Raw genomic sequence first — 21963 nt, forward strand, 5'->3', positions numbered from 1 at the left:
TTAAAACACATCGCTAAAGATTAGTAAACTTCTCAACACTATTTTGTATTGGTTTTATCGTTTTCAAATAGGCATAAATTGCTTTTAAATCTTTTTCCTTCATCCCACCATACATTGTCCAAGGCATAACAGTATTAAAATTCCCTTTCGAAACTTTAGTGGATACATAAGTACTATCCGCATATGATTTAAAGCGTTTTACAAAGTCAGTTTCAGACCATTTCCCAATTCCAGTAGCTTTATCTTGAGTAATATTGGCCGAACGTGCGATACCACCAGTAATCATTGGAAACTCAAAACCACCTGCCAATTCCATGCCTTCAATAGGTTTTCCTTTTTCTTGTTTCGTATGGCATTCTGAGCAAGAAGCAGCATTGAATAAATAACCACCGTAAGCAACAGTGTCACTTTCATTTGGTTTATTGGAAAAATGAGGCTCCTTTGGAAGGGTGTTAATTACAAAATTCATTGGAAAATCGGCCTTTGATTCGGGAACTACATTTTCAATAGGTTTCAAGGATCTCAAATACACGATAATAGATTCCAAATCATCTTTATCCATTCGCCCAAAATGAGGATGTGGCATTATTGGAAACAAAGCTTCACCATTTTTTGAAACACCATTAGCAATTGCTCTCAAAACTTCTCCATCTGTCCAATCACCAATACCAGAAGGCGTAATGTTTTTTGCATAAAAACTGCCCGGAAAACCAAATCTTTGATCGAAAACTTCACCTCCTTTTCCTATAGTCCCATCTACCAATGGTCCCGAAAATTCATTCCAATTACGAGTGGAATGACAATCAATACAAACGCAAACATGGGTTGCAAGATACTTTCCTCGTTCCAATCGACTTGCCGTTGGTTTAACATTCAGATATTCTATTTTCCCAACATTAGGCAAAGCAAATTTTACATACAATAAAATAGCCATCACCGATAAGACAAGCAGCAACAAAACTCTTTTAATAATTTTCTTCATAATTCTTATCTATATCAACAAAAAAATTAAAATTTAACAGTTTTACATAGTAATATTATTTCAAAAATAAGAAAAAAAGTTATAAAACTAAAAATCCCATTCGTGGAAACGAATGGGATTTAAAATACCGAAAATAATCAATTATTTTTTAACAAACAATTCTTCTAACACTTGAGATTCTGAACCATTTGGGGTAGTAATCTTTAACATTTTAGAAAGCGTAGGTGCTATTTCTGTTATGTATTCTTTTTTATTTGACTCTCCTTGCGGAACATGCCATCCGTAAAAAAGTAAAGGCACATTAGTATCATAACTATTAGGAGTTCCGTGCGTAGTACCCGTTTCTATACTTTCCAAATACCCTGCACCTTCAACAATAACAAGATCTCCATTTTGTTTAGGATCAAATCCTTTAAAAATAAAATTCAAGTAATAATCTTGTCCTGTAGCAGCCAAAATCTCTTCCTCTGTATAAACTCTTTTTACATACACTTGCGTCATTAAAAAATCTTTGAAACTTTGTTTAACTTTAGTTAATTCCAAACCTTTTTCCTTAATAACCTCCCTGTTTAAATAAACATTAAAATTTGAATAATTCAACACTAAATTAACGCCAAAAGTATCCATCGAAAACTTATTCAATGAAGCAAAAATATCCTTCGACGAAATATTAGTCACATTGTATTTATGATCCTTCAAATAAATCGGATTTTCGGCAACCGCATGATCCGCAGTTAAGAAAACTAAGTAATTATCCTTACCGACCGTTTTATCCAAATAATCCAAAAATGCAGCAATGGTAATATCCAAACGCAAATAAGTATCTTGAATCTCCATAGATCTTGGACCAAAAGTATGCCCAACATAATCAGTTGAAGAAAAACTTACTGTCAAGAAATCTGTAATATTGTCTTTCCCCAATTCTTCTTTATCAATGGCTCTCATGGCTAATTCAGCCAAAAAATCATTTCCAAATGGAGTGCTCTTCAAGATTTCCATTCCAGTCTCTTTATAAATCTTATTCAAATCATAAGGAAATACCGGAGGCAACGATTTGTCTAATCTTCCTTCATATGGATTATTATCAGGCAAACTTTCGTTGTACGTATCAATCGGCTTCAACAAACTCCATCCTTTCTGAATATATTTCATATAATTCTTTTCACTGTTGAACTGAGTAACCCAATCTGGCATTTTATCCCCATAAAAACTACTTGAAATAAACGCTCCCGATTTAGTACACCAAAATGCCCAATTCGCAAAATGGCCCGCTGGCAAAATAGCTCCACGATCTTTAATACTCAAACCAATCACTTTCCCATTAAAGTTAGTTGCCATTCGCAATTCATCAGTAATTGTAGTACTCAAAAGGTTTTTTGGAGACATCGCCCCTTCTTTTTCAGTACCTTCAACTAGCGTTTTAACGCTGGCATCATCCGTGCAATACATGTTTTTTCCCGCAGAACGAATGTACCAATCGTTGCCAATGATTCCATGCACAGCAGGTGTCGTACCTGTGTAGATGGAAGCATGTCCAGGAGCAGTAAACGTAGGTACATAATTATAATTCATATTATAAAAAGTAAACCCTTTGTCCATCAGTCTTTTAAAACCATTATTTGAAAAATCATCCGAAAAACGATACAAATACTCCATTTTCATTTGATCTACAACGATTCCAACAACCAATTTAGGGCGCTGTTGTGCTTGACTACTAATAGAAAAAACACATACTAAAAACAAAACAATTTTTCTCATAATAAATTTTTAATAGTACACAAAAATACACTTTATCTTGTAAAAAAAGTCTAAAACAAAATAACTAATACAATAAATTAACCCATTAATAACCAAAAATTAGTAAATCATCAAAATAATCTGGGCGTGACACCACTAGGGAAAGAGGCCAACTCAACTTTGCGGGTATTCGGCCTCTTTCCCTAATGTTGTCGGGCTATTCGCGCTACTTCGGTAGCTAGCTTCTATCCCTCACGCACTGCAATCGAGAACTTTTGGAGAAATTAAGAACTTTCATTTTCATAAGCTAAAACAAAAAATAAATATTAAATTTGAATATAAAACCACTGACTATGAACATGTACGACAACGAAAATACCGTTCAAAAATCATTTGATGACACTTATTTATCCGAAGATCTATTACAAGCCCAATGGGCCGAATTTACGGAACTCAAAAAAGTTATATCCGAAGTATATTTAAAAAAAGGAAGTCCACTTACCCTTTTGGACATTGGAATAGGAAGTGCAAGAATAGCACGTCATTTAAGTGCCATTCCCGAAATGTGGAAGATGATTGAAAACTACGAAGGTACAGATAATGCCGAAGCCTGTATAAAACTTTCACAGGCAACAGCCGAAGAACTGCACATTGAAGACAAACTAAAAGTACATCTACTCGATGCTGTCAATTTAAATCAGCTGCAGAAAAAATATGATTTAATCATTTGTACTTGGTTTACTCCTGGCAATTTTTATCCCGATAATTTCCCTTTCAATGAGTATAATGATTCTCATAAAAGATTGGATTTATCAAAGAATGAAAAATTTACAACTATTTTTTCAAATGCTTATTCTTTACTACAACCAAATGGAGAAATAATTCTTGGCGCCTGCTACATTGACAATGACAACACCCGAAAAAAACAGGAGCAATCCTATCAAAAAATGGGAATGAAAATAATCACAAATACCAGCGATAGCTTTACTGCTACCAAAGAACAATTTTGGTCGCAAAGATTTACCCAAGAAAAAATTAAAAACTATTTACCGTTTGTAAAACCTGAAAATATAATTTTCACGCCTCTTGACCCTTATGATTATGCGATGCAAATCAGGATTAAAAAAGAGTAGTCAACTTTTTTTTATTCAAAATTAACAATATTGTAAGCGAATACCCTATCTTCATATTTAACATATAACTGTTTCCTGTTATCTTGTTTTTTTCGGGTAATAAAGGAAAGAGTACAATCTTCTCCATTATTATCTTTACAAACAAATGGATAAACAAGATCAGTTGCGCTTTCTTCGGCAGGAAGAGATTCTATAATTTCAAACAACTGAATTACTTCCGAATAAATCACAATTCTATTTTTGTTGGTATCCAAATTTACCAATATACTCACTGGTTTTAATTCGCTCCAATCACCAAATTTGCTTTTCCCCTCTTTTACTGAAACACTTAACCCCGTTGTTTTGAATTTATAGGATTGACTAAATCCATAATTCAATCCAAAAAAAAGGAACAATAATATAGACCCTATTTTTAACTTACTCATTATCTTAAAATTTGCATGAAAACAAATGTAATAATTTTAAAAACCAAATGAAACTACTTCTCGCTTTGCTTGTTCAAATTCGGCAATCATCTCATTTACTATATCTTTTGCCGGCAATATTTCTTTGATTAGCCCCGCTATTTGACCAATTTCCAATTCACCTTCAATCAAATCCCCTTCAAACATTCCTCTTTTTGCTCTAGCCCTTCCTAGTAGACTAGCCAATTCTTCTTTAGTCGGACATTTTTCATACAATTTCTGTACATCTTGATAAAATTTATTTTTAATCAACCGCACTGGCGCAAGTTCTTTCAGAGTCAACTGCGTATCACCTTCGTGAACCCCAATAATGGTTTCCTTAAATTTTTGATGTGAAGAAGACTCCAATGAAGCAGCAAATCTACTTCCCACTTGCACTCCATCTGCCCCAAGAACCATTGCGGCAAGCATTCCACGACCTGTGGCTATCCCCCCCGCAGCAATTAGCGGAATAGAAATTTTATCTTTTACCATCGGAATCAAAGTAAAGGTCGTCGTTTCCTCGCGTCCATTGTGTCCACCAGCCTCAAATCCCTCGGCAACCACAGCATCAACCCCTGCATCTTGAGCTTTCAAGGCAAAAACAGAACTACTCACTACATGCACAACTGTTATTCCATTTGCTTTCAAAAAAGGAGTCCAGGTTTTAGGATTCCCTGCTGATGTAAAAACGATTTTAACTCCTTCATCGACAATAATTTTCATTATTTCTTCAATATTTGGATACAACATGGGAACATTGACACCAAATGGTTTATCAGTTGCTTTTTTACATTTTTGGATATGCTCTCTTAATATTTCTGGATACATAGAACCGGCACCAATCAAGCCCAATCCTCCTGCATTACTAACGGCGCTGGCTAATTTATAACCACTGTTCCAAATCATTCCTGCCTGGATAATAGGATATTTAATATTGAAAAGACTTGTAATTTTGTTCATATGTAAAAGTTACTTATTGTTTGATTAGTTTTCCGGTAGTCACATTGCCATTACAATCTATTTCATAAATATAGATTCCAGCTTGCAATGCTTTTAATGAAATAGTTGGCGAAGATTTAGTGATTATCTGTTCCCTTATTTTCTGACCTAATAATGAATAAACACGCAGAATACCTGTGTCAAAACTTTGGTAAAAAGAAACCGTACTTATATCAGTCGTTGGATTGGGATACAGAAAAACATCTTTTATAGAAAAATCATTAATTCCTAAGCCATTGGACAAAGCCATGCTGAAATCAGGAATTCCGTACCCATACTGATTATTCGGCGAAGTATATCTATCGGCTGATTTCACAATTAAATCTTTAATTTCTTTATTGGTTTTATTTGGAAACGCTTGCCACAAGCAGGCCACCATTCCTGCCGTAATTGGACTCGAAAAAGAAGTCCCATTTGCCGTTACAATGTTCCCAGAGGAATCAGACAAAACCACTGCCTGACCTTGCGCCATAACATCTGGTTTTACTCTTCCGTCAAATGAAGGACCGATGGAACTAAAACTGGTTACCGTTTTGGCTGCATTTACCGCTCCCACAGTAAGTACAGAAATACCATCAGCAGGAACTGCAATATGAGGATTTACAGTAGCCCCTTCATTCCCTGCGGAAACCACTACTATCATTCCTCGAGAAAAAGCAATTTCGGCACCACGTGTCATGAAGGCAGTTTTGCCATCCATATCATTATACGTATGATTGTAAGCCGTATTGTCAAATTCAAAATAGCCCAATGAGGTATTAATAACATCCACTCCCAAACTATCTGCTTTCTCCGCTGCCTCCACCCAATAGGATTCTTCAACAGGGTTCTCGGTTGCAGCATCTTCTGTTCGAAACAAATAATAAGAAGCGTCTGGAGCAGTCCCAACAAGTGCACTATCCTTATATCCTCCCATAGAAGAGAGAACCATCGTACCATGTGAATCTCCTGTGTAAAAATTAGCATTTCTGCTTACAAAATCATAACCTCCTAAAATTTGATTGTTAGCTTGTAGTTTTTGGAATGGTTGAGCAGCATTAACTCCTGGAAAACCTGCATCCATGACCGCAATTAACATTCCCGAGCCCGTATAATTTTTCTGGTGTAATACATCACCATGAAGCATTTGAATTTGGTTGGCAGAACCACCGTAAGCAAAATCTGTTTTTATTTCCAGCTTTTTATTAACTGCTTTCATTTTATATAAAGCCGCTTTTTTTCCTGTCGTATTGAGTGATTTATTTGCAAAATCAATTTTATCCACAAATGAGAAAGATTTCAGAGAATTGATAACTGTTTGTGCCCCGCGAATATGCAAAGCATTTAGCCACTTAGATTTGGCCATAACAGTAATTCCGGAAACCCCTTTTATTTGATTAATAAAACTTGGATCAACAGGAATATCTTTCGAATCAAAAGGAATATTTTGCTTAGTTCTTCGATCTATGGCTCTTTGCGAAAACATCAACAAAGGATTGTCATAATAACTTTGAGAATTATTTTTGGCATTAAAATATACCCAAGCATCTTCTTGGGAAAATCCCACAAAACAGGAAAAGAACAAAATAACAACCACTATTTTTTTCATGTTTTGCAACTAATTAAGTATCTAGCTTATGAAATAACTCCAGAACCAACTAACTCATCCTCCAAATACCAAGCAGCAAATTGCCCTTCTGTAATCGCAGATTGTGGCTCTTCAAAAGACACATACATACCATTTTCAAACTGATGTAAAGTGGCTTTTTGCAAAGGCTGTCTGTATCGAATTCGTGCCATGACTTCCTTTGATTCACCATTGGCCAAAGCCAAATCTTCACGAATCCAATGTACTTCTGATTTTTCTATAAACAAAGCTTTTTTAAATAATCCTGGATGCATGCTAGACAAACCCGTATAAATAGTATTGGTCTCCACATCTGTAGCGATGACAAACAAAGGATCAGTTGTTCCACCTACGTTCAAACCCTTTCTCTGACCAACCGTAAAATAATGAGCTCCTTGATGTCTCCCCATAACCTTTCCCATTTTTGGTGTATAAGTTACTTTTCTGGAAGCAAAAAGCAATTGATCTTCAACTGATAAATCGTTCTGCATTTCATAAGAATACACTGGATCGTTTTTATCAATTTGAATAATTGCACCTTCCTTTGGTTGCAATTTTTGTTGTAAAAACTCTGGTAAACGCACTTTTCCAATAAAGCACAGTCCTTGGGAATCTTTCTTTTCTGCAGTTACCAATTCCATTTGTGCAGCTATTTCACGTACTTCTGGTTTGGTCAATTCCCCAATTGGAAATAATGCTTTAGATAATTGTTCCTGTGATAATTGACATAAAAAATAAGATTGGTCTTTATTGTTATCAACACCTGCAAGGAGTTGGTATACTTTTTCACCATTAACTTCGATTTCTCCTTTTCGGCAATAATGCCCTGTAGCCACATAATCGGCACCAAGGCTCAAAGCGATTTTCATAAAGACGTCAAATTTAATTTCGCGGTTACAAAGTACGTCAGGGTTTGGAGTTCTCCCTTTTTCGTACTCACTAAACATATAATCAACTATTTTTTCTTGATACTGTTCGCTTAAATCAACCGTTTGAAAAGGAATACCTAATTTTTCGGCAACCAATAAAGCATCGTTACTATCTTCCAACCAAGGACATTCATTTGAAATTGTCACTGAATCATCGTGCCAATTCTTCATAAAAAGACCTATTACCTCATATCCTTGTTGTTGCAACAAGTATGCCGCTACGCTTGAATCTACACCACCAGAAAGACCTACAACTACACGTTTCATCATTGATAATTTAATTTAATCTTTTGCAAAAGTACAAATATTATACCTAGTAACAATTACACCAAGATTAATGAAAACAATACAATTATAACTCGAACTGATATTAGAATCTATTAGTCTGTAGATTCGAAATCTTAATCTATTTTTACTCTGTCCTTTTTAAGTTGTGGTTTTTTAGGCTTATCCATATTTTCCTCACTTTCCAATTTTCCATTTATAAAAAACTGCCACTTCCCTACTTTTTTTCCATTTTTAAACTTTCCTTTCGCAATAACAAGATCATTCGGATCTTTATAAATAGCCTCACCTTCGTATTCGCCATTTTTAAAAAAGCTATTTTCCAAAACAATTCCTTTCTCCGAATATTTTCTGTAAATCCCTTCCTTTAATCCATTCTTGTAAATCGTTTCATCCACAATTTTACCGCTTGGGTAGTATACCGTTCGGACACCTTCGAGTTTCCCGTTTTTATAATTTTCCAAAGTCATAACTGCTTTTGAAGCCTTATGATAATATTTCCATTGACCTTCTCGAAGTTTATTTATCTCTTTCCCTTCACTCACAACATTTTTATTCTGGTCATAAAAAACGGTATAACAAGAGTTGTCCTTAGCATTAAAAGTTCTTGTCGCTATAATTGATTTTGCTTTTGTATCGTCAAAAAAATTAAAGACACCAACTTCCTTGCCATGTTCAAAAGTCCCTTCATAACGCTGTCTTCCCGATTCTTCATAAAATCCTTTCCAAACACCGTGCTTTTTTCCATTCTCATCTACTGGATTGGAACCTGTTTGTGAAAAAACAACTTGGCAACACAAAAAAAGAGTCAAAATTCTAAAAATATAAAACATACAATTCTAATTAAATTATCTAAAAGTCAATAGTATAACTTTAAAAATCAACTATTATTACGAGGTAACATTATTTTATAAAAGTACATAAAACTTAATAACGGAAAATTATAAAAAGCCTTAATAAATTGGTTGTATTATATAATTGTATACTATAAAAAAGGAACAAGAAAAAAATTATATTTTGTTCAACATTTTTAAATAAATATGAATCAAAAAAAAGGAATGCAAAAAATAAAAAAACTCGCAAACATCTATAATTCTGACTATTAGCAAACAAATTAGAAACAAGAATAAAGTATTAAACAAATTATAAAAAAAGCATAAATTTTCATTTTTTGTTTAATTATTTTACAATAATAATAAACAAAATAAATAATTATAATTAGTTTTGTTAAGCAATAAACATTTAACAATCAACACTTAAACAATTAATATTATGAAAAATCTATTGAAATTCAAAAAAGTAATAACTTTAGCTCTTTTAATAATCATTGGCACATCATGCAACAATGATGACAACACAACTCCGACGCCAGCTGCAGATAATACTATTACAGGAATTGCTTCAAGTAATCCAGATTTCTCAATTTTAGTTGAAGCATTATCAAAAGCTGATTTAGCAACAACCCTAAAAGGAGCTGGACCTTATACTGTGTTTGCACCGACAAATGCTGCATTTACCGCCTTTCTAAAAACCACACCTTACGCGACAATCAAAGATGTACCAACAGCAGCGCTAACTCAAATACTGTTAAATCACGTAGTAAGTGGTGCAGTAAAATCCACCGATCTAACAACGGGTTACATAAAAACTCTTGCTAAAGGGGGAGCATCAACAACTAACACGCTAAGTATGTTTGTTAATACTTCTTCTGGAGTAAAATTGAACGGAGTTTCCAAAGTCATTACAGCAGATATTATGGCTACAAATGGAGTAATACATGTTGTCGATGCTGTAATAGGACTTCCCACAATTGTAGACCATGCGATTGCCAATCCAAACTTTACCACATTAGTATCTGCATTAACTTATAATCCAGCTTCAGGATTTGCAGGAATATTATCTGGAACAGCAAGTTCACCTTTCACTGTTTTTGCTCCAACAAATGATGCATTTGGAGCTTTCTTAACAGAAACCGGTTACTCTGGATTATCTGCAATTCCGGCCAATGTACTAGAAAAAACATTAAAATATCACGTAGTTGCCGGTGCTAATGTAGAATCAAAACAACTGACAAATGATCAAGTTGTAACTACTTTTTCTGGTCAAAACGTTACCGTAAAATTTACTCCTACACGGTTATTGGATGTAAGCGGAAGAAATTGCAATATCATTGCAGTCGATGTTCAATGTTCTAATGGAATCATACACGTACTAGACAAAGTTCTTCTACCCACGTTTTAATAAATATAATTAATTGGTTGTTAATCTACTTGTTAAAACAAAAAAGCTCCTGACAAACAGGAGCTTTTTTACTTATATTCAATTTATATTTATTTCTTTTTTGCTTTTTGAGCCTCGGCCTGTTCCATGGCTTCTTGTAATTTTTGCTGAAATTTACCTGGTTTTTTAGGCTCTTTCAATTTATTTTCTTGAATTTTGGCATGTATTTTATCAGAATCAACGATATAATTTTTAATTACAAACATAATTCCAATAGTAATCAAGTTGGATATAAAGTTATACAAACTCAATCCCGCTCCATAACTATTAAAGAAAATCAACATCATGATTGGCGAAATGTAAATCATGTATTTCATCATCTTAGCCATATCCGGCATTCCTTCTTGCTGAGGAGCCGCCATTTGTTGATCGCCGGAGGTCATTTTCATATAAAAGAAAATAGCAATTGCGGCCAAAATTGGAAACAAACTAATATGGTCACCATATAATGGAATATGGAAAGGCAATTTATAAACAGAGTCAAATGAAGACAAATCATCCGCCCAAAGGAATCCTTTTTGTCTTAATTCAAAAGCAGATGGAAAAAACTGAAACGACGCATACATAAATGGAATCTGAATCAAGGCTGGAATACATCCCGCCATAGGATTAACGCCAGCTTTAGAATACAGCTTCATCGTTTCCTGCTGTTTTTTCATTGGATCTTTCTTGTATTTTTCTCCCAATTCAGTAATATCAGGCCTTAATACTTTCATCTTGGCTTGAGACAAGAACGATTTATAAGTAATAGGAGACATTGCAATTTTAATGATAATTGTAAAAATGATAATTGCTATACCATAAGAAATTTTACCACTTAAAAAACCAAATAATGGAATAAAAATAAATTTATTGATCCAACCAAAAATACCCCAGCCTAATGGAATTATTTTTTCTAAATGCTTATCATAAGATTTTAAAGTTTGATAATCAGAAGGCCCAAAATACCAGTTCATTTTATAATCCAGCTCACCATTAGTGAAAGCTAAAGGCATATTAGCATTAAATTGTTTAACAAAAATTGTATCTACCTTTTCGTCAACAGCTAATTTATTTGATTTAAGAACTGCTTTTGCAAAGGGAGTATCTGTCAATAAAATAGTGGAGAAGAAATGCTGTTTGTAAGCAACGAATTTAACTTTCTCAAGAGATTCCTCTTTATTGGCACCATCATTAACATTACTAAATTTCTCATCACCATATTCGTAATTCAAAAGAGTATAGCGATTTTCGTATGCGATACTTTTCTCTGTCCTAAACGTTTTCATATTCCACTGCAAATCCATTGGTTTTGCAGTATTCAATACTTTGTTTAAACCTTGGGAACGAATATCAAAACCAACCATATAATCGTTTGGTTTCAAAATGTATTTATATTCTAAGAATTCATTGGCACCTGATTTCAATTTCATCGAAAGAATTTGATCAGCACCAACTTTAGTCAATGTAGGTTCAAAATACAAGTCTTTTGTATTCAAAACTCTATTATCACTTGTTTGCAATTGAACATTTAAATCGGCGTTGTTGTCTTTAATCAAAGAAACCAACTGACCCGAATTCTTCTTGAATTTTTCAAAATTTTTCAAAGTAGCTTCTACAATGTAACCTCCTTTGTTAGCAATTTTTAATAACACAAAATCATTTTCGATTGTTGTAACATCATTTTTTGCTGAAGGCAAAGTCGCAGAATAAGCAAAACCACCTAATGTTTTTTGCAACTGAGCCAATTGAGTAGAATCACCTGCAACGGCAGCCGTTGGAGTTTCAACTGATTTTATGGCTGCAGCCTTAGCTTGTGCTTCTTTTGCAACCAATTCTTTTTTAGCCTTTTCTGCAGCAAGAGTTGCCTCTGAAGGTTTGTTCTGGTACATCATCCAAAGAAAAATACCAATAATTAACACAATCCCTATAACCGAGTTAAGGTCTAATTTTTTTTCTTCCATTTTATTTTTTGTTGTTTTTCGTTTTCCTAATTTTAACTAAATTAGAAATTGATTCCATTAGTCATCAAAACACCTTGTTGTTACACATTTTGACAACTATTATGCCAAATAATTTAATTCTAGTCTTTTATTTCTTTTTTGCCTTAACAGCGGCTGCCACAAAACTCACAAAAATAGGATGTGGATTAGCTACAGTACTCTTATATTCTGGATGGTATTGCACCCCAATAAAGAAAGGATGATCTGCTAACTCAACAATCTCTACTAGACCAGTATCCGGATTTACACCAGAAGAAATCAATCCCGCTTTTTGCAATTGATCCACATATTGACTGTTGTATTCATAACGGTGACGGTGACGTTCCGATATTGAGGTCTTTCCGTAAATCCTGAATGCCAATGAATCTGGTGTTATATCACATTTCCATGCTCCAAGGCGCATTGTACCTCCTTTGTCAGTTACATTTTTTTGATCTTCCATCAAATTCACTACTGGATTTGAAGTTTTATCATTCATTTCCGTAGAATTAGCATCTGCCAATCCTAATACATTTCTAGAATATTCAATAATCGCCATTTGCATACCCAAACAAATTCCAAAAAATGGCACTTTATTTTCACGAGCATAACGAATAGCTTCAATTTTACCTTCAATTCCTCTTTCCCCAAAACCTGGAGCCACTAGAATAGCATCCAAACTGGACAATTTATCTTTAATATTATCTGCGTCTATAAATTCAGAATGGATTGAAACTACATTTACTTTGGTTTCATTTGCAGCACCAGCATGAATAAAAGCTTCCAAAATTGATTTATAACAATCTTGCATTTCTACATACTTTCCAATCAAACCTATATTCACAGTATGTTTTGGAAATTTCAATCGACGTAAGAAAGTATTCCAGTTTTTTAAATCTGGAGCTGCTTTTTTAGGTAAATCCAATTTTTTCAAAGCAACAACATCTAGTCCCTCTTCCAACATTAAATTTGGCACTTCATAAATTGTAGAAGCATCAATAGATTGAATAACTGCTTCTCTTTTTACATTACAAAATAAAGCCAATTTATTACGAATTTCATCTGAAATCTCATGTTCGGTTCTGCAAACTAAAATATCAGCTTTGATTCCGCTTTCCATTAAGGTTTTTACAGAATGTTGTGTTGGTTTGGTTTTTAACTCACCCGCAGCAGCCAAATAAGGAACTAAAGTTAAATGAATAACAATCGCATTGTTTTCACCTAAATCCCATACCAACTGACGAACTGACTCAATATATGGCAAAGACTCAATATCCCCGACCGTACCGCCAATTTCGGTAATAACAATATCATAATCACCTGATTTACCAAGCAATTGCATTCTTTCTTTAATCTCGTTAGTGATATGAGGAACAACCTGAACTGTTTTACCTAGAAATTCTCCCCTACGTTCCTTTTCTATTACCGAAAGATAAATTCTACCAGTAGTTACATTGTTCGCCTGAGAAGTTGGAACATTCAAAAAACGCTCGTAGTGACCTAAATCCAAATCAGTTTCTGCACCATCATCAGTTACATAACATTCTCCGTGCTCATAAGGATTCAAAGTTCCTGGATCAACATTGATATAAGGATCAAATTTTTGGATTGTAGTCCTATAACCTCTAGCTTGTAACAATTTTGCCAAAGATGCCGCTATAATTCCCTTTCCTAAAGAAGAAGTCACACCACCTGTAACAAAAATATATTTCGTTTGATTCATTCTGTTGTTGTTTGTATTGTAGTTATGTAAAAAACGTGGCAAAAGTACAAATTTAATTGGAATAGTAGACTGTCCAATTATTAGAATTTTAGACTAAGTAGATTATTGGCTAATTAGCAAACAACTTTAATCCAGCCACCTAAAAATCTAATAAATTAACACTGCAATTAAGGTTTTGGGTACTTCTTTTTTATGTTTCGAATTAATTCTTCGAGTCCGTTAAGTTTTAACTCATAAATTAATTTCAATTGATTCCCCAGTTCTCCTTTAGGAAAACCTTTATTGCTATACCAAACAATGTAGTATTCTGGGATATCAATAAGAAACCATCCTTCATATTTACCAAAGGGCATTTTGGTATGGGCTAGTTTTATGAGTTGTTTTTGATTTTGGTCCATTTTTTTAAGAGAAAAGAAAATAAAGAATAGATGAAATGAAGAAATCTTTATTTTATATTCTGTTTTCTATTTTCTCAATTTTATTATTTCCAATTAAAAGTAATTCGTTTTTCAATATCTGTATTTAAGCTTAGAAAAACAGGGCAAGTCATTGCTGCTCTTTCCAAAATCGTTTTGTCTTTTTGTTCGGTAACACCCTGCATTTCAAAAACAATTTCGATAGCTCCAATTCGTCTAGGTTCGGCATTCATGATTTTGGTAACTGCAGCAGTTGAACCTTTAAAATCAATATTCATATCTCGCGCTTTTATACCCATAATAGTCATCATACAAGTAGCCAAAGCATTGGCAACCAAATCCGTTGGAGAGAAAGCCTCTCCTTTTCCATTATTATCAACCGGAGCATCTGACAGGATTTGAATTCCAGATTGTACATGTATAGAAGAAGTTCGCAAATCTCCTAAATAAGTTACTTTTGAAGTCATCTTTTTTTAAATTATGAGTTGTGAATTATGAGTTTTGGATTATCCGTAATTTACTTTTTGATTACAAAAGACTGCAGACTGCGACCTAAACACTCAATACGCTGTTCTACTTTGCTTCTTTAATAGTCAAATCAGTGTCATAATACAGGATATAAACTCCTTTATTAACATATCCACCTTCTTCTTTTTTGTGATATTCAAACTTGCTTTCAACTTGTTCGGTTATCATCGTTTCGGCAGTTTCCTGATAAGTTTTGTCTTGTGACAAACGCATCATAGTATCAAAAGTAATATCAAAACCACGAATTGCGTAAGTACTTGGATTGACTTTATTCTTTTTTCTATAACTCTGCATGAATATCTGAGCTTCAGGAGAATTATTTTCACGAGTTGCAGAAGGATACATCAAATGAAGTTTGGTCAAATTCTCAAAACTGATTTCATCGGTATCCAAAGTTTCATTTGGCTCCAAAATAACTAATTGTATTTGGTAATTAGACATAACTCCAAGCATTGCATTCATTGTGTATTTAATCATTCCTGTATTACCTGTCTCCAAAATAACATAATTCATTTTGTCTCTTACCAATAATCTTTTAAAATTTTCCACATCCAAACCACCTGTTGCGGTTAATGGCGCAATTTTAACTTCTTTTTGATTTTCTAAAATGTATTTCCTGATCGTTTCTTTTTTCTTATCAATCACCGCTATTACATTTCCTTGCTTAGCGGTCAAAAAATCAAACATCGCTGATTTCATAACAGATGTTGATACAATTGATTGGTATAAATTCGGCATTGGATTTCCAGCATCCTTAGACAATGGCGAAATAACCGGTACATTATTTTGACTAAGTAAACTAGCTGTTCTTTCGACATTGCTTTGATAAAATGGCCCCACTACCGCATCAGCATTGGCGAGATTGTTATCACTAAAAACGGAAGCAACATTTGAAGTTGTTTTAGTTTCATTGGAATCAAAAATTTTCACATCCATAGACACACCTACTTGTTTCGCAGAATCTATTGCCATCAAAGCACCCGAATAAAAATCCAAAGTCATATTCAGAAATTTATCATTGTTCAATCGATTAACGGTTGATGTGATAGTATCTCCCCCATTTTTGGCAATATTAAAAGGAAACAACAATACTAAAGTCTTTTTGTCCTGACTGTTTTTTTTAGTTAAAACAACTTTCTGTTTCGCAGAATTTACCGAAATTTGATTTGATTTTGATGGTACTTTCAAAACCATTCCTTCTTGGACACCTGCTGATAAAGCAGGATTCAATTCGATTAATTGTTGCTGTGTCAATCCAAACACTTTAGATAAACTATAAAATGTTTCTTTTGCTTTCACCGTATAATCAATATAGTTTACTGGTTCAGGAACACTAATAGCTATTTGCTTTTCACTTACAGCTTTAGTTTCCACAGGAACAATTTTGGCAACTGGTTTAGGCCCATTTCCTTTTATCAACAACTCGTATCCCACAGCCAAATTCGAAACAATCTCAGGATTTTTGCGTTCCAATTCTTCAATGGTAATATCATATTTCTTAGCTATCGAATACTTGGTTTCTTTAGGCTGTACCACATGATAAATTGCAACATTCTTTGCTACCACAGGAGTTTTTGAATTGCTTTTTGAAGGAATATTTTTTGAAGGAATATTCAAAACTTGACCTACCTGCAAACCATATTTTTCAAGATCTGGATTGGCTTTTTTCAAAGCTTCATCGCTTACATCGTATTTATTTTCAATTCCAAATAAAGTTTCCTTGGCAATCACTACATGCGTTTTTGGCTGCTGCGTTACCGTTTTTGCCGAAGTCACGCTGCTTTTTCCGGTACTTTTTGGAATCAACAATATACTATTAGGTTTCAATCCGTTTTGTGCATCTGGATTGAGTTTGTAAATTTCGTAGGGAGTTGTTTTAAACTTTTGGGCTATCTGGGCAATCGTTTCTCCTTTACCAACGACATATTTCTCTATTTTTTCTTGCGAAAAACTTGAAGTGACAGAAAATAAAATAGTACAAAATACTACTGAAAAATAGTTCATATTAGCGTGGTTCATTTGTGTTTTTAATTCAGTAAAAATACTGTGTTTATGGCAAATATTCTTTCAATCCTTGTTAATTTATTCCTTAATTGTGTTTTCGGAAATTATATTGGCAAGAAACATTTTTTCAAAAAGCGGTTTCCCTTGTTTTTGAATAAACTCATATTGTGCCTCTTCTTTTGTTGTAAAGGATTTGGAGTAAACATAATACGAAAGTATATTTATATTATAGAAAAAATTAGCATCCAATGAACCTGAATCGGTTAATTTCCGAATAAAAGCATCTCTTTCGCTTGCCACTTGAAAATTCCCCAACACAACATAATATCCAGATTTCAAATCCTTTACACCTTCAACTTTTTCAATTTTAATTGCTTTAACTTTAGCTGGTTGTTTCGCCAATTCTTTTTTAATTTGATCCAAAGTAAGTGAATTAAATACCACTGCTGTTTTAGCTTTAGTATGAGACTCGTGTGCTTTATTCTGATAACTTTGATTTTTCAATTTAGCCAAATTATCATCAAATAATCGCGCTTGCTTACTATAAAAAGTAGCCTTACTGATATGTAATTTCAATTCCGATTTACTCTCATTATTTAAGGAATCCAGTTTAGTAATCAACTTCATGTTGTTCAAATCACGAGTCTGCTGTTCCATTTCCATGTTTTTCAAATCCACCGGAGTGAATTTCACAGTCTTTTGATCAGCTTTTGCTTTACTGTTTTCTCTTATACTTTTCTTATATTCTTGATTCTCTTCCACAACAATTCGCTCCGCTTTGTCCATCAAACCAGAATATACTTTTCTGTTTTCTGCCAATTGTTTTTTGAGTTGTTGTGACAATTCATTCGTCTTTTGAATATTTTCATTGGAAATTTTTTGCAAACGAATGGATTCATCAAGATCAACCAATTCAGTTTTTTTCAATTCATTCAAATCTTTACCCATGGTTTTCACCAATGAATCCAATTTGACCAAAAGAATTTCCTGAATATTTTTGTTAGCCTCCAAAACCAATTTAAGTTTTTCAGCCGAACCTTCTTTCGTATTTTCAATCTCTTTCAGATTCACCAAAAGACCATTAACATTAATTACCTTTTGATTTATTTCTTCTTGTAATACGAGTTTTTCTTTAAGGCTATTAATTTCTTTGGCATTAGCTTTGGATTTTTCAACCACAACTTGTTTTTCTGCCAAAGCGAGCATCAACTCTTCATTTTCATTGGTTGGCTTCACCTCTTTTACATTGATTGCCAATTTATTTCCTTCAGTCAATCCGTTTACAATTTCTGGGTTTTGGGATTCCAATTGTTCTACGGTGATTCCGAATTGTTTCGCTATAGAATACTTGGTTTCTTTGGCTTTTACCACATAAAAAACAGTTTCGGCATTGATAACTCTTACTCTACCGTCAAGAGTTTTCTTTTTATTTGGAATTTTAATTTCTTGTCCAACCTGCAATCCGTCTTTTAAAATAGCCGAATTCGCTTTATCTAAATCTTCAACAGATACATTATAAAGTCTGGCAATACTAAACAATGACTCTTTCGGCTGAACCAAATGAGTATTTTTGGCAATACCTGTTTCTGCTTTCTGAGTAGTATCTTGTGGAATAACTAATTGTTGTCCTACTTGCAGTCCATTGGCTAGAGCTACAGCATTTGCACTTTGAATGGCTTCAACTTTGACATTATATTTTGTCGCTAACCCAAACAAAGTTTCTTTTGGGGCAACAGTATGATTAATTGTATTTTTGGCTTGAGGGAGTAATTCTGGAACTGAAAGAATTTGATTTTCTGTGATTCCGTTTTGAGCTTCTGGATTAAGTCTGTAAATTTCAGAAGGAGTAGTGTTATAGTTTTGAGCGATTTGGGGGATTGTTTCGCCTTTTAAAACTGTGTGTTTTGTTACAGATTGCTGCCCAAAAGAGACATTTGAAACAAAACCGATAAATAATAAAACTCTTAAAAGTCCTTTCATAAATATAATTTTAAAAATTAAGTCGTTACAAATGTAACGACTTAATGTTAAAAAAATTATATTATTCCCACTCAATTGTTGCTGGTGGTTTTGAACTTATATCGTAAACTACACGATTCACTCCTTTTACTTTATTGATAATATCATTAGAAACTTTCATCAAGAAATCATAAGGAAGATGAACCCAATCAGCAGTCATTCCATCTGTAGATTCTACGGCTCTTAGGGCAACAACTTTTTCATAAGTACGCTCATCGCCCATTACTCCAACGCTGTTTACAGGTAATAAAATAGCTCCTGCTTGCCAAACTTTATCGTATAATCCCCAAGATTTCAATCCGTCAATAAAGACTTTATCTACATCTTGTAAAATTTGAATTTTTTCTGGTGTGATGTCTCCCAAAATACGAATAGACAATCCAGGTCCTGGAAAAGGATGTCTTCCCAATAATTCGGGATCAATTCCTAATGTCGCTCCTACTCTGCGTACTTCATCTTTAAAAAGCATACGCAAAGGTTCAACAATTTTAAGTTTCATGTAATCCGGTAAACCACCAACATTATGATGTGATTTGATTGTTGCCGATGGTCCTTTTACAGAAACCGATTCGATAACGTCAGGATATATCGTTCCTTGTGCTAACCAAGTAACATCTTCAATTTTATGTGATTCATCATCGAAAACTTCGATAAAGGCGTTACCAATTGCTTTTCTTTTCAATTCTGGATCACTAACCCCAGCTAAGGCATCGTAAAAACGTTGAGAAGCATCTACTCCTTTCACATTTAATCCCATTCCTTCGTATTGATCTAAAACACTTTGGTATTCATTTTTACGAAGCAATCCGTTGTTTACAAAAATACAATACAGATTTTTACCAATTGCTTTATTTAATAAAACAGCAGCTACAGTTGAATCCACACCTCCAGAAAGACCTAAAACAACTTTGTCATTTCCGATTTTTTCTTTCATTTCAGCTACAATTTCTTCAACGAAAGCGTTTGGTGTAAAATTTTGTGGTACGTGAGCTATTTTTACAAGGAAATTTTCCAACATTTGTTTTCCATCCGTAGAGTGAAAAACTTCTGGATGATATTGAATTGCATAAGTAGTTTCTCCTTCAATTTTGTAAGCAGCAAATTCTACATCGTGTGTACTGGCCAGTTTTACTCCATTAGTTGGTAAGGCTTTAATACTATCACTGTGACTCATCCAAACTTGACTGTTTTCAGAAACACCGTCGAAGAAAGTTTCGTCTTCTTTAATATAAGATAAATTAGCTCTACCGTACTCTCTAGTATTAGAAGCCGCTACTTCGCCTCCACTAAAATGAGATAAATATTGCGCTCCGTAACAAACGGCTAGCATAGGAAGCTTACCTCTAATTTGTGATAAATCTGGATGTGGCGCATCTTCTCCTCTAACAGAAAAAGGGCTTCCTCCAAGAATTACGGCTTTATAACTTGATAAATCATCTGGAAAATGATTGTAAGGAAAAATTTCGCAGAATATATTTAATTCGCGAACTCTACGCGCAATAAGCTGTGTATATTGCGATCCGAAATCTAAAATAAGTACGTTGTGTTGCATGCGCAAAAATACTTTATATATTCGGAATTGAAAAATTGTATTTTGAAAAATTTTTATTTTATTTTTATCGAATAACTTTTCTATATTTTAAGCAAAAGAGTCAAATTAATTCAAGAAAAAGCAGCAAAAAACAAAGAATATCTAATTTATAACCAATTATAAAAAAACAAAACCTATTATTAATTAAAACCAAATCTACAAGCTATGGCAAAAAAAATCTATTATTTCGGTATACTCGGGTTATTGTTATTTGAGATTGCAAATGTTTATTTCATTATGCCAATGCCTGGAAGTCAGGAAATGAACAGCATCGATTTGGCCTATTTTTTATATTCTTGGCGATGGATTTTTAGATTGGTTTTTATACTAATGGTACTTTTTGGCTTTAAAACCGCTTTTCAAAAATCAAAAATTTTCTCTCTATTTTTTTTAGTTATCGCTATTGGGATTGGTTACGCTACAAATTATGTCATGGCAGCAGATTCTATGTTTCATCAAACCACTAACCTAAAAATGAGTGATGCCTCAAAAAGCAAAGTTGATACAAGCCGAATTGTTATTGGCATAACTTACAAAGGAGAATCTAGAGCTTATCCAATACAGTTTTTAGGATACCATCACCAAGTGTTTGACACTATTGCCCAAAATCCGATACTTGTTACTTATTGTACCGTTTGCAGATCTGGACGTGTTTTTGAACCAATAGTAAATGGTAAAAAAGAAACTTTTAGATTAGTAGGCATGGATCATTTTAATGCTATGTTTGAAGACAAAACAACAAAAAGCTGGTGGAGACAAGCTACTGGAGAAGCAATTGCAGGAACATTAAAAGGGCAATCCTTACCGGAATTACAAAGCAATCAAATGTCATTAAAAAAATGGCTCGACTTAAACCCAAAAAGTTTAATCATGCAAGTTGACAAAAATTTCAAAACGGAATACGACAGCTTGAGTAATTACGAATCCGGAAGAAGAAAAGGAAACCTAACGAGGAGAGACACGCTTTCATGGAAAGATAAATCATGGATTGTTGGCATTACCGTTGACAATCAAAGCAAAGCTTATGACTGGAATCATTTTGTCAAGAAAAAAATCATCTACGATGCAATAAACAACAAACCCATCGTATTAATTTTAGCCAATGATAACAAGAGTTTTATAGTACTGGAAAGAAACAATAAAGAACAAAAATTTACTCTTGAAGGAAATTTATTAAATGACGGACAAAACAGCTATACATTCCTTGGCAAACCAACAAACCCATTAATTAATGAGCTAAAGTCCATAAAAGCGTATCAAGAATACTGGCATAGCTGGAGAACATTTCATCCATTGACACTGAAATAATATTCATGCATAATTT

The 21963-nt window shown here is 33.7% G+C and carries 17 protein-coding genes; 3 read left to right on the forward strand and 14 right to left on the reverse strand.

The annotated features are described in order from the left end of the window. Positions 1-13: 13 nt before the first annotated feature. Both DOS84_RS06550 and pafA read right to left on the reverse strand, forming a co-directional pair. Positions 14-982, reverse strand: a complete 969-nt coding sequence (locus tag DOS84_RS06550; protein ID WP_111409318.1) for a c-type cytochrome — start codon at positions 980-982, stop codon at positions 14-16. Positions 983-1123: 141 nt separating this feature from the next. Then, on the reverse strand, positions 1124-2740 hold the full coding sequence (gene pafA, locus DOS84_RS06555; RefSeq protein ID WP_111409319.1) for an alkaline phosphatase PafA: 1617 nt from the start codon (positions 2738-2740) through the stop codon (positions 1124-1126). Positions 2741-3072: 332 nt separating this feature from the next. Between pafA and DOS84_RS06560 the strand changes: the two genes are divergently transcribed. Then, complete coding sequence (locus DOS84_RS06560) at positions 3073-3852, forward strand: class I SAM-dependent methyltransferase (RefSeq protein WP_111409320.1); 780 nt, start codon at positions 3073-3075, stop codon at positions 3850-3852. A gap of 11 nt (positions 3853-3863) precedes the next feature. On the opposite strand, the gene DOS84_RS06565 is transcribed toward DOS84_RS06560, so the two are convergent. The 5 genes from DOS84_RS06565 to DOS84_RS06585 form a co-directional block, all read right to left on the reverse strand. Beyond that, a complete protein-coding gene (locus tag DOS84_RS06565) occupies positions 3864-4277 on the reverse strand; it encodes a hypothetical protein (RefSeq protein WP_111409321.1) in 414 nt (137 codons plus the stop codon). 36 nt (positions 4278-4313) lie between these two features. Continuing rightward, positions 4314-5258 carry an NAD(P)H-dependent flavin oxidoreductase gene (locus tag DOS84_RS06570; protein WP_111409322.1) on the reverse strand — a complete coding sequence of 315 codons (945 nt, stop codon included), beginning with the start codon at positions 5256-5258 and terminating at the stop codon, positions 4314-4316. A gap of 13 nt (positions 5259-5271) precedes the next feature. Further along, the gene (locus tag DOS84_RS06575) at positions 5272-6885 is read right to left on the reverse strand and encodes a S8 family serine peptidase (protein ID WP_111409323.1); all 1614 of its coding nucleotides are present in this window, start codon (positions 6883-6885) and stop codon (positions 5272-5274) included. 26 nt (positions 6886-6911) lie between these two features. Continuing rightward, positions 6912-8099 carry a tRNA 2-thiouridine(34) synthase MnmA gene (gene mnmA / locus DOS84_RS06580; RefSeq protein ID WP_111409490.1) on the reverse strand — a complete coding sequence of 396 codons (1188 nt, stop codon included), beginning with the start codon at positions 8097-8099 and terminating at the stop codon, positions 6912-6914. A gap of 134 nt (positions 8100-8233) precedes the next feature. Further along, positions 8234-8950, reverse strand: a complete 717-nt coding sequence (locus DOS84_RS06585; RefSeq protein WP_111409324.1) for a toxin-antitoxin system YwqK family antitoxin — start codon at positions 8948-8950, stop codon at positions 8234-8236. Between the two features lie 439 nt (positions 8951-9389). On the opposite strand from DOS84_RS06585, the gene DOS84_RS06590 reads away from it, so the two are divergent. Further along, complete coding sequence (locus DOS84_RS06590) at positions 9390-10358, forward strand: fasciclin domain-containing protein (protein ID WP_111409325.1); 969 nt, start codon at positions 9390-9392, stop codon at positions 10356-10358. A gap of 89 nt (positions 10359-10447) precedes the next feature. On the opposite strand, the gene yidC is transcribed toward DOS84_RS06590, so the two are convergent. The 7 genes from yidC to guaA form a co-directional block, all read right to left on the reverse strand. After that, complete coding sequence (gene yidC, locus DOS84_RS06595) at positions 10448-12340, reverse strand: membrane protein insertase YidC (protein ID WP_111409326.1); 1893 nt, start codon at positions 12338-12340, stop codon at positions 10448-10450. Positions 12341-12467: 127 nt separating this feature from the next. Next, positions 12468-14081, reverse strand: a complete 1614-nt coding sequence (locus DOS84_RS06600) for a CTP synthase (protein ID WP_111409327.1) — start codon at positions 14079-14081, stop codon at positions 12468-12470. A gap of 167 nt (positions 14082-14248) precedes the next feature. Further along, a complete protein-coding gene (locus DOS84_RS06605) occupies positions 14249-14479 on the reverse strand; it encodes a DUF3820 family protein (RefSeq protein WP_111409328.1) in 231 nt (76 codons plus the stop codon). Between the two features lie 83 nt (positions 14480-14562). Further along, the gene (locus tag DOS84_RS06610) at positions 14563-14964 is read right to left on the reverse strand and encodes an OsmC family protein (protein ID WP_111409329.1); all 402 of its coding nucleotides are present in this window, start codon (positions 14962-14964) and stop codon (positions 14563-14565) included. A gap of 106 nt (positions 14965-15070) precedes the next feature. Further along, complete coding sequence (locus DOS84_RS06615) at positions 15071-17044, reverse strand: LysM peptidoglycan-binding domain-containing protein (protein WP_243636329.1); 1974 nt, start codon at positions 17042-17044, stop codon at positions 15071-15073. 63 nt (positions 17045-17107) lie between these two features. After that, a complete protein-coding gene (locus DOS84_RS06620) occupies positions 17108-19009 on the reverse strand; it encodes a LysM peptidoglycan-binding domain-containing protein (protein WP_111409331.1) in 1902 nt (633 codons plus the stop codon). A gap of 61 nt (positions 19010-19070) precedes the next feature. After that, positions 19071-20600, reverse strand: a complete 1530-nt coding sequence (guaA, locus tag DOS84_RS06625) for a glutamine-hydrolyzing GMP synthase (RefSeq protein WP_111409332.1) — start codon at positions 20598-20600, stop codon at positions 19071-19073. Positions 20601-20804: 204 nt separating this feature from the next. Here guaA and DOS84_RS06630 point away from each other — a divergent pair, with 204 nt between their 5' ends. Next, positions 20805-21947, forward strand: coding sequence for a DUF3179 domain-containing (seleno)protein (locus DOS84_RS06630; protein WP_111409333.1), 1143 nt, complete (start codon positions 20805-20807; stop codon positions 21945-21947). Positions 21948-21963 lie beyond the last annotated feature (16 nt).

It is taken from the genome of Flavobacterium aquariorum, assembly GCF_003254745.1.
Classification (GTDB): domain Bacteria; phylum Bacteroidota; class Bacteroidia; order Flavobacteriales; family Flavobacteriaceae; genus Flavobacterium; species Flavobacterium aquariorum.

Bases quoted from the DNA above. Each gene is read 5' to 3' on its own strand.
- DOS84_RS06550 (WP_111409318.1), bottom strand. From the start codon at position 982: ATGAAGAAAATTATTAAAAGAGTTTTGTTGCTGCTTGTCTTATCGGTG.
- pafA (WP_111409319.1), bottom strand. From the start codon at position 2,740: ATGAGAAAAATTGTTTTGTTTTTAGTATGTGTTTTTTCTATTAGTAGT.
- DOS84_RS06560 (WP_111409320.1), top strand. From the start codon at position 3,073: ATGAACATGTACGACAACGAAAATACCGTTCAAAAATCATTTGATGAC.
- DOS84_RS06565 (WP_111409321.1), bottom strand. From the start codon at position 4,277: ATGAGTAAGTTAAAAATAGGGTCTATATTATTGTTCCTTTTTTTTGGA.
- DOS84_RS06570 (WP_111409322.1), bottom strand. From the start codon at position 5,258: ATGAACAAAATTACAAGTCTTTTCAATATTAAATATCCTATTATCCAG.
- DOS84_RS06575 (WP_111409323.1), bottom strand. From the start codon at position 6,885: ATGAAAAAAATAGTGGTTGTTATTTTGTTCTTTTCCTGTTTTGTGGGA.
- mnmA (WP_111409490.1), bottom strand. From the start codon at position 8,099: ATGAAACGTGTAGTTGTAGGTCTTTCTGGTGGTGTAGATTCAAGCGTA.
- DOS84_RS06585 (WP_111409324.1), bottom strand. From the start codon at position 8,950: ATGTTTTATATTTTTAGAATTTTGACTCTTTTTTTGTGTTGCCAAGTT.
- DOS84_RS06590 (WP_111409325.1), top strand. From the start codon at position 9,390: ATGAAAAATCTATTGAAATTCAAAAAAGTAATAACTTTAGCTCTTTTA.
- yidC (WP_111409326.1), bottom strand. From the start codon at position 12,340: ATGGAAGAAAAAAAATTAGACCTTAACTCGGTTATAGGGATTGTGTTA.
- DOS84_RS06600 (WP_111409327.1), bottom strand. From the start codon at position 14,081: ATGAATCAAACGAAATATATTTTTGTTACAGGTGGTGTGACTTCTTCT.
- DOS84_RS06605 (WP_111409328.1), bottom strand. From the start codon at position 14,479: ATGGACCAAAATCAAAAACAACTCATAAAACTAGCCCATACCAAAATG.
- DOS84_RS06610 (WP_111409329.1), bottom strand. From the start codon at position 14,964: ATGACTTCAAAAGTAACTTATTTAGGAGATTTGCGAACTTCTTCTATA.
- DOS84_RS06615 (WP_243636329.1), bottom strand. From the start codon at position 17,044: ATGAACCACGCTAATATGAACTATTTTTCAGTAGTATTTTGTACTATT.
- DOS84_RS06620 (WP_111409331.1), bottom strand. From the start codon at position 19,009: ATGAAAGGACTTTTAAGAGTTTTATTATTTATCGGTTTTGTTTCAAAT.
- guaA (WP_111409332.1), bottom strand. From the start codon at position 20,600: ATGCAACACAACGTACTTATTTTAGATTTCGGATCGCAATATACACAG.
- DOS84_RS06630 (WP_111409333.1), top strand. From the start codon at position 20,805: ATGGCAAAAAAAATCTATTATTTCGGTATACTCGGGTTATTGTTATTT.